Annotated in this window: 9 protein-coding genes; 3 read left to right on the top strand and 6 right to left on the bottom strand. The window is 68.0% G+C overall.

What is annotated here, in order from left to right; translation table 11 throughout:
• Positions 1 to 436 precede the first annotated feature (436 nt).
• Positions 437 to 3,388 carry a LodA/GoxA family CTQ-dependent oxidase gene (locus DDF67_RS21815; RefSeq protein ID WP_199229314.1) on the top strand — a complete coding sequence of 984 codons (2,952 nt, stop codon included), beginning with the start codon at positions 437 to 439 and terminating at the stop codon, positions 3,386 to 3,388.
• On the top strand, positions 3,372 to 4,499 hold the full coding sequence (locus tag DDF67_RS21810; protein ID WP_158278096.1) for an NAD(P)/FAD-dependent oxidoreductase: 1,128 nt from the start codon (positions 3,372 to 3,374) through the stop codon (positions 4,497 to 4,499). The genes DDF67_RS21815 and DDF67_RS21810 overlap by 17 nt, the downstream gene beginning before the upstream one ends.
• Positions 4,500 to 4,605: 106 nt before the next feature.
• Here DDF67_RS21810 and DDF67_RS21805 read toward each other — a convergent pair whose 3' ends face one another.
• The 5 genes from DDF67_RS21805 to DDF67_RS21785 form a co-directional block, all read right to left on the bottom strand.
• The gene (locus tag DDF67_RS21805) at positions 4,606 to 5,967 is read right to left on the bottom strand and encodes a metal-dependent hydrolase family protein (RefSeq protein ID WP_109454892.1); all 1,362 of its coding nucleotides are present in this window, start codon (positions 5,965 to 5,967) and stop codon (positions 4,606 to 4,608) included.
• 12 nt (positions 5,968 to 5,979) lie between these two features.
• Positions 5,980 to 8,718, bottom strand: coding sequence for a TonB-dependent receptor domain-containing protein (locus DDF67_RS21800; protein WP_199229313.1), 2,739 nt, complete (start codon positions 8,716 to 8,718; stop codon positions 5,980 to 5,982).
• Positions 8,719 to 9,038: 320 nt separating this feature from the next.
• Positions 9,039 to 9,941: an HpcH/HpaI aldolase/citrate lyase family protein gene (locus DDF67_RS21795; RefSeq protein ID WP_109454890.1), complete on the bottom strand. Its 903-nt coding sequence runs from the start codon at positions 9,939 to 9,941 to the stop codon at positions 9,039 to 9,041.
• The gene (locus DDF67_RS21790; RefSeq protein ID WP_109454889.1) at positions 9,941 to 10,393 is read right to left on the bottom strand and encodes a MaoC family dehydratase; all 453 of its coding nucleotides are present in this window, start codon (positions 10,391 to 10,393) and stop codon (positions 9,941 to 9,943) included. Before DDF67_RS21790 ends, DDF67_RS21795 begins: the two co-directional genes overlap by 1 nt.
• A 27-nt stretch (positions 10,394 to 10,420) precedes the next feature.
• Entirely contained in the window at positions 10,421 to 11,719 is a 1,299-nt protein-coding gene (locus DDF67_RS21785) for an MFS transporter (protein ID WP_109454888.1), read from the bottom strand.
• Positions 11,720 to 12,077: 358 nt separating this feature from the next.
• Between DDF67_RS21785 and DDF67_RS21780 the strand changes: the two genes are divergently transcribed.
• Positions 12,078 to 13,742, top strand: coding sequence for an amidohydrolase (locus DDF67_RS21780; protein ID WP_109454887.1), 1,665 nt, complete (start codon positions 12,078 to 12,080; stop codon positions 13,740 to 13,742).
• A 46-nt stretch (positions 13,743 to 13,788) separates the two neighbouring features.
• Here the strand turns inward: DDF67_RS21780 and DDF67_RS21775 are convergent, their stop codons facing one another.
• Positions 13,789 to 14,829, bottom strand: coding sequence for an ornithine cyclodeaminase (locus DDF67_RS21775; RefSeq protein ID WP_109454886.1), 1,041 nt, complete (start codon positions 14,827 to 14,829; stop codon positions 13,789 to 13,791).
• Between the last annotated feature and the right edge of the window lie 124 nt (positions 14,830 to 14,953).

Raw genomic sequence — 14,953 nt, 5'->3', positions numbered from 1 at the left:
GGCCGCACAGGCCTCCTTCGAGAGCACGATCGCGGTAGCGTCGAACGTTACCGCAGCGAGCGCGAGATCGACATCGGGCGGAGGCCTCCGTCGAAGCCGTCTAAGCATACGAGATTTGCCGACCTGATCGACCTTCGGGCGCGAGGCCGGTCATGATCGGGATCGACCTTGGCCGGGTGAAGACGATCCTGACGCACGGCGCCGCCGTGGGCTCAGCCGGAAGGCCCGCAAAGACGCCGCGCGGCGTGCATTCGGGCCGTCAGCAATAAGCTGCCAGCAGCCAATCTCATTGATTGCGAAAATCGGACCACTCTTGCTATAGTTGTTTCTCGCAGTTCCAGGGGCGGAACCGATGGATCATCTAAAGGCGTCTAACGGCGCGGAGTCGTCCGATCCGGCCGCCCAGACGTCGGTCGATTGCGCAGCCGATCCGATCATGTCGCTGAAGACCATGTTCGTCGACATGGTTCAGGCCGGTCGTATCGCCAAGGGGCAATGCCCCGCCTTGCGGCCGGTCTTCCTAAAGCCGCATGGCGTGGCGGCGGCGCAATTCCAAATCCGTTCTGATCTGCCCGAACCCTATCGCGTCGGCCTCTTCTCCAACCCTGGCAAGGTGTTCGAAGCCTGGGTCCGCTTCTCGTCCGATACGCTGCCCTCGCTAGACGACTACAAGACGACCTTGGGTATCGGCATCAAGCTCTTTGACGTTCCGGGCAAGAAGCTGATCGGCAATCCGGACTCGCCGACCTTCGACTTCATTCTGCAGAATTTCGACGTCTTCTTCGTCGACACCGCCAGTGACATGTGCGCCTTCACCCAGGCGGGCGTCGTCAACCACGACTACGACCCCTACCTCAAGGCGCATCCGAAAACCGCCCAATTGCTCGACGCCATGGCCAAGCCCGTCGCGAGCGTGCTGGCCACGTCCTATTGGAGCGGCCTGCCTTTTGGCTTCGGGGAGACCTACGCCAAGTACAAGCTGGAGCCGACGCTTTACGTCGATCCGCCGGCCGCGGATCCGGCTGATCCCACCTATCTGGCGGCGGACCTGGCCGCCCGCCTGAAGGCTGGCGAAGCGCGTTTCCGCTTCATGGTGCAGTTGCGCACGACGCCCGACGCCATGCCGCTGGACGCGGCGACCGTCGTGTGGCCGGAGGACCTGAGCGCGCCCTTCCATGTCGCCGATCTCGTCATTCCGGCGCAGGACGTCAATGCGCGCGGTCAGGCGGACTACGGCGAAAACCTTTCCATGAACATCTGGCGCGTCACCGAACCGCACAAGCCCGTCGGCTCGATCGCCGACGCGCGGCGCGTCGTCTACGCGGCGGCCGCGGACCTGCGTCGCAACGTCAATGGCATCCCGCTGGGCGAGCCCGATACGCCGCGTCCACTGGTTGTCCAAGCTCCCGAGGGGAAAGATATGACCATCGTACGCGCCGCGATCCATCCCGCCATTGGCATAGCGCGCATTGGCGACGCCGAGGAGGCTTGGTTCATTGGGCCTGAAGTGGTCGATGCGCCGCCCGAAAGCGCCCCGCCGCCCGACTTTTATCGCGACGAAACCGGGGCGATCAAACGCCAGGCGGCGCGCTTCCGCATCTATGGCTACAACGCCGCCGGAGAGGTCGTCAGCGAGCTGACGAGCGACAACGCCGACGTCACCTGGACAGCGCACGTCGCCAACCGCAAGGCGCAATGGTACCAGTTCCAGTACGCGCTCGACATTCCCGAAGCGTTGAACGCCCCCGATAACGCCTTTTCGCTGCGCAATCCCAAGGTCAAGGACCGCGCGACCCTGGCCATCGATCCGGGCCCCCGCAGCATCTCTGGACGATCCGTGTCGGGGCCGGCCTATGCGTTCGACACCGGCGTGTTCCAAGCAGCGGCGGCCGAGCCGGTCGTCGTACCGCTCGGCGAGATCCAGACGGACGAGGCCGGTCGACTGATCTTCCTGGGCGGTCACGGCAAGTCGGCCTCTCCGACCGGGGCGCCGGTCTTCGATCCGGCCAATCCGCCGAGCTTCAACAACGCCGACGACTGGTATGACGATACCTCCGACGGGCCGATCACCGCCCAGGTGAGCATCAATGGCGTGGCCATTCCGGTGGAGTCCGCCTGGGTCGTCACCGCGCCGCCAAACTACGCACCCGACATTGTCAGCTGGCGTACGATGTACGACCTGATGTGCGATGTGTCGGTTCAGGCCGGCTGGATGGCGGCGCCGCAAACTCCATCATTCTGCCGGGACGTCCTGCCGATCCTGCAGCGGCTCAGCAACCTGCAATGGGTGAACAAGGGCTTTTCCGCCTATTTCGGTAAGGGCTGTCCGCTCGACTTCACCAATCCCGACCTGCTTGGGCGTCTCTCCCTGAAGCCGGCGGGGCAACGCGACGGCGAGGACCCCTATGGTGAACTGCGCGGCACCCTTTTCAACGGATTTCGCCCCCCTGCCCCCATAGTCGCCGAACCGGTGCAATGGCCGCATGTCCAGCCCTGGATCTATGGCGACGCCTTCGGCAGCTTTTCCGAAACGGGTCCCGGCAACATGCTGACCATGACCGGACTTCAGGAGGCGATCCTGCGGCAATGGGCGCAAGGCGACTTCGTCGCCGACTGGCCGGACAAGGAGAAGCCGCCGGCGACGATCGACCAGACGCCGCTGGCCGAGCAGCCGAATATGCTCGACCAGGCGGCCTTGCACTACTGCCTCTCGGACACCTTCCATCCAGGCTGCGAAATGACCTGGCCGATGCGCCACGCCAGCCTGTACTCATCGCCGTTCCGCATCCGTCAGCGACCAGCCGACCAACCCGAACCCGACTACGGTCCGACGATGACGCCTGTGCTGGTCGAGAAGGTCAACGGTCCGCTCTATGCTCAGCCGCCTGGCGGGATCACGCGCTGGATGGCGATCCCGTGGCAAGGCGACACCGCGTTTTGCCGGTCCGGCTATGATCCGCAGTTCGACCCGTACCTGCCGACGTTCTGGGCGGCTCGGGTGCCCAATCAGGTGCTGAGCGAAGATGACTACAATAAGGTCATCGACACCAGCTTGCCCCGCGCCGAGCGCGTCCAGGCCTATAACCGTCGGGTCAACTGGCTGCGGGCGATCCTGAACCCCGATCCGCCGCAGGTGATGCTCGACATGATCGCGGAATTTGGCCAACTGGGCATCGTCGAGGCTCGTCCCGGCGTTAAGGATGATCCCGACTTCCCCGACTACATCTATGTCGAGACGCTGGCGCCCGGAAAGCTCAAGGCCGCCGCCGATCAGGCCGTCCGTCTGCTGGCCGAGGCGCCGCATCCGCCGACGAAACTGGAACAGGCAGGCTGGGCCAGCCAAGAGCAACTGGAGGCCTTCCGAGCGGTTCGTGTCCAGAAGCGCTGAAGCCGCCGCGGAAGCTTTCCCCGATGACGACCTGGCGGGGCGCGCCAAGACGTTTGACGTCGTGGTCGCGGGCGCAGGCCCTGCCGGATCGATCGCCGCGCGCCGGCTGGCGCGCAGCGGTCTTGACGTGCTCATGCTCGATCGGCTTCGACCGGCTTCCATCCGTCTGGGCGAGGTTCTGCCAGGCGCGGCGCAGCGATTGCTGGTGCAGGAGGGCCTGGGCGAACTGACCGCCGCCTGCCACCACTCAGCCGTCACCGGCGGACTGGTGATCTGGGGCGATGACCGACCCGTCGCGAGCGACGCCCTTCGAGATCCTTATGGAGCCGGCGCGCGGCTTGACCGGGCGCGGTTCGACGCGGCGCTGCGCGACGCCAGCGTCGCGGCGGGAAGCCTATGGTCGCGAACCAACGCCCGCCATCTCGAACGCGACGGCGACGACTGGGTCATCTCTCGAGACGCGGGCTCCGCCGTGCGGGCCCGCATCATCATAGATGCAACCGGACGGTCGGCGCGGTTGCTGCGGCTTCTCGGGCAGTCCAGACGCCGCGGTGCGCCGCTGACCGCCCTCTATCGAGTTGCGCGACCAGAGAAGAACGCCGCGATGGCGCGCACCCTCATAGAGGCCAGGCCCGACGGCTGGCTCTATGCGGGCAAGCTCAGCGACGGTCGCTGGGCGATCGGCTATCACACGCTGCCCCAGGACGCGGTGCGCTTGCGCGCGTGTGAGGCGCAGCAGGCCGCGGCCATCGCGAGCGCGCCCTACCTTTCCGCCTGCCTGGGCGCCCTGGCGTGGGAAGGACCGATGGTCACTCGTGATGCGCGAGGCCTGACCGCGACCATGTCCAGCGGTCCTGGCTGGTTTGCGGTGGGCGACGCCGTGCTCGCCTTCGATCCGATCGCCGGACAGGGCCTCTTCAACGCCCTCCGCACGGCATTGGCGGCCGCCGAAGCGATCATTACCGCTCGGACACCGGACGCGACCGCTTACGCCGCCGAGCTTGCCCGCGTGACCGCCATATATTCCGAACGGCGACAGGCGCTCTATCGGTCCGAAGAGCGGTGGCCGGAGCAGACCTTCTGGCGCCAACAGCGCGCGCCCCTCGCCTAGTTCACCCAAGCCACGGCTGCGAAGTCGATTGCAGACATTGGCCTACCGACAAGACGATGGATCCTGCCGCTGCGTCGGCCTTGGGATTGGGCCTGTACATCGACTTCTAGCGGTCGGCTTTCAATGCCAGTCCCTCCGTCGGCGGGAATGGCGCACGCACCCCCGCCTGCTTGATCACAGCGCCGCGATGCATGACGAAGTCGACCTGCTCCAGCCGGCGCACGTCCTCGAGCGGGCTGCCCTTCACCGCGATGATGTCGGCGTCCATGCCCGGCGTCAGGGCGCCGATGCTGTCACCGCGGCCGAGCAGCGAGGCGGCGTTAGCCGTTGCGGCCGAAATCGCCTGCATCGGCGTGAGCCCTCGCTCGACCAACAGGGCGAACTCCCGGGCGTTGTCGCCATGGACCGACACGCCGCTGTCGGTGCCGAACGCGATCTTCACGCCCGCGCGTATGGCCCTTTCGTGGTTGGGTACAGCCGAGCGCCCCTCCCCTACCTTGGCCGCTGCAGCCGGTCCCAGCTGTCCCGCCCTGGCCTGGGCCAGGGTGGCCACCGGCGCCAGCATGGTCGGCACCAGGAAGGCGCCCTTCTCCCTGAACAGCCGGATCGTCTCGTCGTCGAGGAAAGTGCCGTGCTCGACGGAGTCCACCCCGGCCTGCAAAGCGGCCTTGGTCCCTTCCATGGCGTGACTGTGGGCCGTGACCTTGCGTCCGAAGGCGTGGGCGGTCTCGACGATGGCCTTCATCTCCTCGGGCGTCATCTGCCGGCCAAGCCCGCCGGCGACGTTGGAGGTGACACCGCCGGTGGCGGCGAACTTGATGACCAGCGCGCCCAGGGCGATCTGCCGGCGGACGGCGCGGCGACAGTCGTCGGGACCGTCGCAGACATTGATCTGGTGCAGCTCGACCGTGTCGGAAATCCCCTCGCGCAGGCCGTTGCGGCCGTCGCCGTGGCCGCCGGTGACCGAGATCATCTGGCCGGCGTTGACGATGCCCGGTCCCACCACGTCGCCGCGATCAACCGCGTCCCGCAGCGCACGGATCGACCGGGGGTCCGACCCCAGGTCGCGCACCGTCGTGAAGCCGGCCTCGACCGTGGCGCGGGCGCTCATCTGCATGGTGACGAACACGTCCTGCACGTCGCGGCCGCTGGCGTCCATGCGGGCCAGCAAGGGATTGCCCCTGCCGTTGAGGTGGACGTGGCTGTCGATCAGGCCCGGCAGCACGAAGCGGTCGCGCAGGTCGATGACCCGCGTCCCCGCCGGCGCCTCCGCAAATCCCGAGCGCACCTCGGCGACCTTGCCGCCGCGCAGCACCAGGGTGGAGGGACCGCGCGGCGCGGTCCCCGGCTTGTCGAGCAAGGCCCCGGCCAGGACATAGGTCTCGGTCGGGTCGAGGGCCCGGGCCAGGCTCGCCGCCGGAACAGCGAGGGCCAGGGCCATGAGCGTCGCGAGGATCGTGCGCTTCATCTCACTCTCCCCCTAGAACCGCAGGGTCGCCGAGACGGCGTAGCGCCGCCCCAGGACGTCGTAGGTCGACGGATAGGTGTTGCCCGCGTTGAAGGACGAAGGCCCCGCGTTGGCGCCGACGATCGGCGGCTGGCGGTCGAACAGGTTCTGGATCCCGAGCGTCAGGGTGACGTCATTGGGCAGGTTGGCCTTGCCTGTCAGGTCGAAGTAGTTGGCGGCCTTGATGCGGGCGAACTGCGGCAGCACCGCCGTCGAGCCCAGCGGCTCGTACTTCACCTCGTCGATGTAGCGCCACAGCAGCGAGGCCTCGTACATGCCCACCGTCAGGGTCGTGCGCTGGTTCCAGCTGATCTTGGGCTGGATGGCGCCGTTGGTCGTGGCGTTGAAGCCGAAGGCGTTGCAGTTGGTGCTGTAGTAGCCGACACACTCGCGGTTGACCGAGGTCGGCGTGGCCTGGAACTTCGACGCGTGGGTCCAGTTGCCGTTGAAGCCGACGTCGAGACGGCCAAAGCCCAGGTCGTGGCGGTAGTTGACCGTCAGGTCGACGCCGTCTGTCTCGATGACGCCCAGGTTCGACAAACGCAGCGGCAGGCCGGCGGTGTTGGACACTGGACCCGACAGCTGGCCGGTCAGCGGGTTGCGGCGGATGGCGGTGCAGGCGGCGGTGACGGCCAGGCTCGGGTTGACCGAGCCGAAGCAGGCGTCGACCGCGTCGCCGATGGTCGGCGAGGTGATCGCGTCGGTGATGCGGATGTCATAGTAGTCGACCGTCACCGTCAGGCCCGGAATCGCGCGCGGCTGCAGCACCACGCCCAGGGTGTAGGTCTTGGCGTGTTCGACCCCGAGGTCGGGATTGCCGCCGCTGGTCACGTTGACCGAACCGGCCGCCGGCGGATTGATCGAGCCGATCTGGCTTTCCGGCGCGCCTTGGGCCAGGCAGATGGCGCGCAGGGCGGCGTTGTTGACCGGCAGGGCCAGCTGGCAGGGATCCACCACCAGCTGGCCCGTGGTCGTGGCCGTGGCCGAGAACAGCTCGGAGATGCTGGGCGCCCGCGACGCGCTCTGGTAGTTGCCGCGGAACTTCACGCCCGACACCGGCTCCCAGCTGCCGCCGGCCTTCCACGTCCAGTTCTTGCCGGCCGTGGAGTAGTCGGAGTAGCGAACGCCCGTCTCCAGGGTGAGGCTGCGGACGAAGCGCCTGTCCTCGACCAGCGGGGCGATCAGCTCGCCGAACAGGTCGGTGACGTCGTACTCGCCGCGCACCGGCACGGTGACGTTCTGGCCCAGGATCTCGCCCGACATCTTGCTCAGGGAGTCCGCATCGGTCGAGGCGACGTACTTGCGGTACTCGGCGCCGACGGCGATGGCCACGGGGTTTTCGGCCAGCGGGCTGGAGAAGCCCAGATCGCCGTTGACCACGCCGTTCAGGGTCAGCAGCGAGGTCTTGGTCCGCTGCTCGGTCGTGGTGTTGAGGAAGGCCAGCATCTCCTTGGTGATCGAGCCTTCGGCGCCGAACACGTTCAGCGGCACGCAGCCGTTGGTGTTGGTCAGGCAAGTGTTGGCGTTGGTGGCCAGCAGGGCCTGCTGCACCAGCGAGAAGCGCGGCAGGTCGCTGTTGCGGCTGATGACCTCGCTCTCGCCGTACGTCCCGTAGACGTCGTAGCTGAGATTGTCGGTGATCGCCCCACGCACGCCGCCCTTTAGCTGGAAGTAGGTGGTGGTGATCTCGGTGCCGCGCGGCCCGCCTTCGGAGAAGCGGCGCACGCCGGTGGTGTTGAAGGTGCGGTAGTTCGGGTCCGACGGGCTGGTGGCGACGGCGGCGGCCGCGCATTGGGCCGTGCTCAGGCCGTTGGCGGCGCAGAACTGACTGCGGGCGGCGGCCGGAAGGTACGGATTGCTGTAGGGGATCGTGTAGGTCTCGCCCTGCAGGCCCGACGGCGCCAGCTGCAGCGTCACGATGTTCTTGGAGAACAGCGACTGGCCGTAGATCTCCAGCGCGTCATTGGCCTTGTAGCGGGCCGCGCCGAAGGCGTTGAAGCGTTTCAGCGGCGTCTGGAAGAGCTGGTAGGGGTTCACGTTGAACAGCGTGCGGGCCAGGCCCTCAGGCGCGGGCGCCGTCGAGAAGGCGCCTGTGGTCGGGTTGATCTGGCGTGTGCCCAGCCCCGGCAGCGAGAAGGCGCCGGGCGCAGTGAAGGTCGAACCGCTGGTCGCACCGGTCACCGAGTTGATGTTGATCCTGGCGAAATCGCGTTGATCCTGGAACAGCGCGTCGGACTTCTGGTAGCCGAGGCCCAGCACGGCGTTGCCGCGACCATCGTCGAAATTGCCGCCGACCACGCCGTCGATCCGCCAGACCTTGGCGTCGCCCTGCTCGGTGACCTGGTGGCTGGCGGTGATCTGGGCGCCGCTGAAGTCGCGCTTGGTGATGAAGTTCACCACGCCCGACACCGCATCGGCGCCGTAGGTGGTGGAGGCGCCGCCGGTCAGCACGTCGACGCGATCGACCAGGGCCAGCGGGATGTTGTTGAGGTCGGCAAAGCCGTTGAGGTCGGTCGGCACGATGCGCGAGCCGTCCAGCATGACGACGTTGCGGTTGGCCCCCAGGCCCCGCAGATTCACCGTCGCCGCGCCACGGCTGCCGAAGCTGACATTGGAGCCGACGCCCGGCACCGCGCCCGGCAGGGTGCGCAGCACTTCCTCGGCGACGTTGGACTGGCGCATGGCGATCTCGCCGGCCCCGATCACCGCCACGGGGGTGGACTTCTGAAGGTTGGGATTACGGATCAACGTCCCGGTGACGATGACTTCCTCAACCAGAACTTGCCCTGCGGAAGAGACGCTTTCAGAATTTGCCTCCTGCGCCATTGCGATAGACGAGAACCCCGTCGACATGGCGGCCAACGAAATCGTCGCCACCAGCATGTTGCGCTTGTTGGACACTAGCGATCCCCATTTTTTATTTGAGAGCAGACCCGACTGCTCTTCCCCTCTGCATTCACGATTGGAGGCGGCCATTCGCGCGGCAATGACATTTGCCTCATCAATCGATAGCCGCCGCGTCATCGCCCCGCTCAGCCCTGGCCCGCCAGGGCTTGACGCGCCCCGCTCTCGGCAGGGCCGGCTCCCGCGCGCTCAAGCAGGCGGCGGGCCTGCTCGAAATGCGGGCGATCCAGCATGCGGCCGTCGAGCGCCAAAGCCCCCGCGCCAGGCGAAGCGGCGAACAGCTCGACCACCTTCCTTGCCCAGGAAAGCTCCTGATCTGTCGGCGCAAAGGCCGTGTTGATCACCGAGACCTGGTCGGGATGGATGGCCATCATCCCGACGAAGCCCTCCGCCCTTCCCCGCGCGACGTAATCCGCCAGCCCCTCCAGGTCTCGGAAGGCCGGATAGACGGTCTCGAACGCCCCGACCCCGGCGGTCGCGGCTCCGGCCAGGCAAAGCGAGCGCGCCAGCCGGCAGACGTCGCTGTAGCCGCCGTCGGTTCCGCGATTGGTCGCCGCCCCCAGCGCGACAGGCAGGTCTTCCGCCCCCCAGGTCAGGCCGATCAGCCGGCCCCTGACACTGGCGTAGGAGCCCAGGCTGAACAGCGACGCCGGGGTCTCGGTGGCGATCGGCAGCACGCCGATCGATCCGATGGGCATGCCCGCCCTCGCCTCCAGGGCGTCGAGATAGAGGCCCAGCCGCGACACGTCTTCGGCGCCGTCGGGCTTGGGCAGCACGATCGCGTCGGGCGCGGCCTCGACCACCGCCGCCAGGTCGGCCAGGGCGTGGGGCGAGGACAGTGGATTGATCCGCACCAGCGCCTTGCAGGCGCGGGCCGCCGAGAGCGCCTCGACCGCCAGGCGGCGCGCGGAGGCCTTGCCCGCTTCGGACACCGAGTCCTCCAGGTCGAGGATCACCGCGTCGGCGCCGCAGGCCAGCGCCTTCTCCATCTTTCGCGGCGCGTCGGCCGGGGCGAACAGCAGGCTGCGCATCACGCCGCCTCGCGCCGCATCAGCGCTGTGCGCCGGCAGCGGCAGACGAGCTGGTCACCCTGGTTGAAGGCCCGGTGCTCGAACACCACGATCCCGGCGTCGGGCCGCGAGCGACTTTCGCGCCGCTCGATCACCTGCGTCTCGAAACGCAAGGTGTCGCCCAGGAACACAGGCGCGGGCATGGCTACCGCGTCGTAGCCGAGATTGGCCACCAGCGTGCCCAGGGTGGTGTCGCCCACCGACGCGCCGACCATCAGCGAGAACGTATAGAGTCCGTTGACGACGATCCGCCCGAACTCCGTGCCGACCGCGTACTCGGCGTCGAGATGCAGCGGCTGCGGATTGTGGGTGAAGACGCAGAAGGTCAGGTTGTCGGTCTCGGTCACCGTCCGGCGCAAGGCATGGGTGATCGTCTCGCCCTCCAGGAGGGCGTCATAGGTCTTGCCGGTCATGGGAAGCGTCCTGAAAGGGCCGAAGCGTCAGGCGGTCATGTCGTCGCGGCGCGGCATTCGCGTGGACAGCGCCACCAGGAAGGACAGCAGGCAAAGGCCCGCGACATAGACGAAGAACCAGCCCTCGTGCCCGACCTGCTTGAACCACAGGGCCAGGTACTCAGCCGATCCGCCAAAGATCGCCGCCGACACGCTGTGGGCCAGGCCAACGCCCAGAGCCCGCACGTGCGAAGGAAAGAGTTCGGCTTTGAACAGGCCGCTGATCGCCGTGTAGAAGCTGAGGATCGTCAGGGCCGCAAGCACCAGAAGGAAGGCCTGCACCGGCCCCTCGACCTTGCCTAGCGCCGTCAGCAACGGCACGGCGGCTAGTGTCATGACGCCGGTGAAGATCAGCAGGCAGGTGCGGCGGCCGATGCGGTCCGACAGCGCGCCGATAGCCGGCTGCAGCAGCATGAACACCACCATGGCCGCGGTCATCACGCCACTGACCGTCTTGACGTCCATGCCGGCCGAATTGACCAGGAACTTCTGCATGTAGGTGGTGAAGGTATAGAGCGTCACCGCGCCGCCGGCGGTCAGCGCGACCACCACGAAAAGGGCGTGCGGGTGGCGGGCCAGAGCCGCCAGGCTGCCGGCCTCGCGGTCCTTGGCGCCGTCGGCCGGGGTCACCGTCTCGTGCATGTGGTCGCGCAGCAGCAGCACGACGAGCGCGATCACCGCCCCAAGGGCGAACGGGATGCGCCAGGCCCAGGCGCGGATCGTGTCTTCCGGGAAGGCCTGCTGCACGAGGATCAGCACCAGCAGGGCGCTGAGCTGGCCGCCCATCAGGGTGACGTGCTGGAAGGCCGCGTAGAAGCCGCGGTTCTTCGTCGAGGCCACTTCGCTGAGATAGGTCGCCGCCGCGCCGTACTGGCCGCCGGTGGAGAAACCTTGGGCGAGGCGCGCGACCAGCAGCAGAAGCGGGGCGGCGGCCCCGATCACGGCGTAGGTCGGCAGGGCGGCGATCAGCAGAGATCCGGCGCCCATCAGCAGCACCGAGGCCACCATGGCCGCGCGGCGGCCGCGCCGGTCGGCGTAGCGGCCGAAGAACCAGCCGCCCAGCGGACGGATGAGGAAGCCTACCGCATAGATGCCCGCCACGTTCAGCAGCTGAGCCGTACGATCGCCCTGCGGGAAGAACAGCGGCGCGAAATACAGCGCCATGAAGGCGTAGACGTAGAAGTCGTACCACTCGATCAGATTGCCCGCCGAGCCGGCCATGATGGCGCGCAGCCGCTGGCCACGGGTCAGTTCGGAAGCGGAGGTGATCGGGGTTTCTGAAGCCATACGTTCTGAAGGAAGCGCCGTCATGCGCGGGCGCCCGCCGCGCGGTTGTCTGAGCGTTCCATGGCGCCCTCCCCTACTCTGCGTCCCGGCCGGTCTTCGCGGCGTTCGCCCCGAGCCCGAACCGGTTATTTTCGGCGACGCTAGCCACGAGCCGCGTCACGACCAATGACAACATGGTCATAGGTTGATGCCAGGATTGAACGAAAGCCGCGTCCTCCCCTGCCATCCACAGCCATTGATAGCTGGGGCGCATCGACAGATACCGCCTTTCGCATGCAACAGCCCCGGCGCGCGCCTTAGGCTGGCGGCGAGGCCGGACCGTTCGTCCGGCGACTGAACTTTCGGGGACGGCGGGACGATGCTCGACAGACGACAGCTTCTCGGGAGCCTGGGCGCGGGCCTCGCCGCGCCGGCCATGGCCTTCGCCGCCGGCCGCACCCTAGACGTGGCCTATGTGAACGCCTCGATCTGGACAGGCGCGCCCGGCGCGTCGGGCCGTCCCCGCGCCCTGGGCGTCATCGGCGACCGCATCGCCGCGATCGGCGCCGAGCAGGTGCGCGCCATGAGCGGCAAGCGCACGCGCGTCGTCGACCTGCAGGGGGCGTTCGTGCTGCCCGGCTTCACCGACAACCACACCCACTTCCTGCGCGCTTCGCAGGCGCTGAGCGCCGCCGACCTGCGCGGCGCGGCCAGCCGCGAAGAGCTGGTGCGCCTGATCGGCGCCTCGGCGGCGGCGCTGCGGCCGGGCGCCTGGCTGCAGGGCGGCAACTGGGACCACGAGCGCTGGGGCGGCGAACTGCCGACCCACGCCTGGATCGACGCGGTCACCCTCAACACCCCCGTGGCCGTCGCCCGCCAGGATCAGCACATGCTGCTGCTCAACGCCCTGGCGCTGAGGCTGGCCGGCATCACCCGCGACACGCCCGATCCCGAAGACGGGGTGATCGTGCGCGACGCCAGGGGCGAGCCGACGGGCGTGCTGAAGGACGGCGCCCGCCGACTGGTCAAGCGCGTGATCCCGCCTGCCAGTGACCGCGAGGTCGAGGACGCCCTGGCGCGCGGCGCGGCCTACGCCCTGAGCCTGGGCGTGACCCAGGTGCACAACACCGAGATCGACTGGGTGACGCAGGAAGGCCTGCGCCGCCTGCGCAAGCGCGGCGAGACCGACCTGCGCTTCTATTCGTTCGTGCCGCTGGTCGACTGGCGCAGGTTGGCCGACCTGGTGGCGGCCGAGGGACGCGGCGACGACTGGGTGCGCTGGGGCGGGGTGAAGGGCCTGGTCGACGGCTCGCTGGGCTCGCGCACCGCCCTCTTCCACGACCACTATGTCGATGCGCCGGACAGTACCGGCATCGTCGTCACCAAGCCCGCCGACCTGAAGGAATGGGTGACAGGCGCCGACAAGGCAGGCCTGCAGGTGACGGTCCACGCCATCGGCGACGCGGCCAACGACGAGATTCTCGATATCTATGCCGAGGTCGAGAGGACCAATGGCAAGCGCGACCGCCGCTTCCGCATCGAGCACGCCCAGCACCTGGCGCCGGGCGCGATCGGTCGCTTCAAGGCGCTGGACGTGATCGCCTCGGTCCAGCCCTACCACGCCATCGACGACGGCCGCTGGGCGATCAACCGCATCGGCGCCGAGCGCCTGAAGGGCACCTATGCCTTCCGCTCGCTGCTCGATTCCGGCGCGCGAGTGACCTTCGGCTCGGACTGGCCGGTGGCCCCGCTCGACCCGCGCCAGGGCCTGGTCGCCGCCGTGCTGCGCGAGACCATCGACGGCGCCAATCCCGGCGGCTGGCAGCCGCAGGAGAAGGTGTCGATCGAGGAAGCCCTCACGGCCTACACCCGCACCAACGCCTATGCCGGCTTCCAGGACGACCGCCTGGGCGTACTGGCGCCAGGCTTCCTCGCCGACTTCGTGGTGATGGACGCCGACCTGCTGGCCATCGATCCGGCCGGCCTTCCCAAGACCAAGGTCCTGCGGACCATCGTCGGCGGCAAGCAGCGCTTTGCCGCCTGAAATCGGAGCTTCCGGCGCCGCCCCCCGGAGCGGCGCCGGCCGGCGATCAGCTGGCGAGCGCCCGCTCGACCGCCGGTTCGGCGCCCACCAGGCCGAAGAGATCGCGCGGGTCGGCGGGCGCGGCCAGCATGTCCAGTCGCGTGGCCCCGCCGACGACGGCGATGCGGTCGCGCAGGTAGCGCAGCGCCGAGAAGTCCTCGATCGCGAAGCCGACGGAGTCGAAGACCGTGATCTGGCCCGCCCCGCGCCGGCCAGGCGCCTGGCCGCTGACCACCTGCCACAGCTCGGTGACCGGGAAATCGGGCTCCAGCTGCTGGATCTCGCCCTCGATGCGGGTCTGGGGCGTGAACTCCACGAACACCTCGCCGCGCCTCAGGATATCGGACTGCAGTTCGGTCTTGCCCGGGCAGTCGCCCCCGACCGCGTTCAGGTGCACGCCGGCCCCGACCATGTTGTCCGACAGGATGTGATTACGGGCCCGATCGGCCGTGACAGTGGTGACGATATCGGCCCCCAACACCGCCTCGGCCGCGCTGGCGGCGGCGACGATGTCGAAGCCGCGTCCGCGCATGTTGGCCATGAACTTGCGGGTCGCGGCCGGGTCGATGTCGAACACCCGCAGGCGGCGCACGCCCAGCACGGCGCGGAAGGCGTGAGCCTGGAACTCCGACTGTGCGCCCAGGCCGATGATCGCCATGGTCTCGGCGTCGTCGCGGGCCAGGTGACGGGCCGCCATGGCCGAGGTCGCCGCCGTGCGCAGGGCCGTGGTCAGCGTCATCTCGGCGATCATCTCCGGATAGCCGGTGCGCACATTGGCCAGCACGCCGAAGCCGACCACCGTCTGCAGGCCGTCGGCCGTGTTGCCGGGGTGACCGTTGACGTACTTGAAGGTGAATTCGCGACCGTCGCTGGTGGGCATCAGCTCGATCACGCCGTGGTCGGAGTGGCTGGCCAGGCGAGGCGACTTCTCGAAGTCCTCCCAGCGCCGGAAGTCCTCCTCGATATAGCCCGCCATTTCGGCAAGCACGGTCTCGATCCCGATCTGCTCGACCAGCTTCACGACGGCGGCGACATCAACGAACAGCAAGGCCTTCTCTCCTCCTCGATCAGTGGAGAGAGCCTAGGCCGGGCGGCGATACGGCCGACATTGCGAAACCTCATCGATTTCACGCCGTCTCTTGGCGAATTGCACAGCCCGAACACGAACTTTT

This window comes from Caulobacter endophyticus, from assembly GCF_003116815.1.
Taxonomy (GTDB): Bacteria; Pseudomonadota; Alphaproteobacteria; order Caulobacterales; family Caulobacteraceae; genus Caulobacter; species Caulobacter endophyticus.
This window is presented reverse-complemented; position numbering and strand designations above follow the sequence as displayed.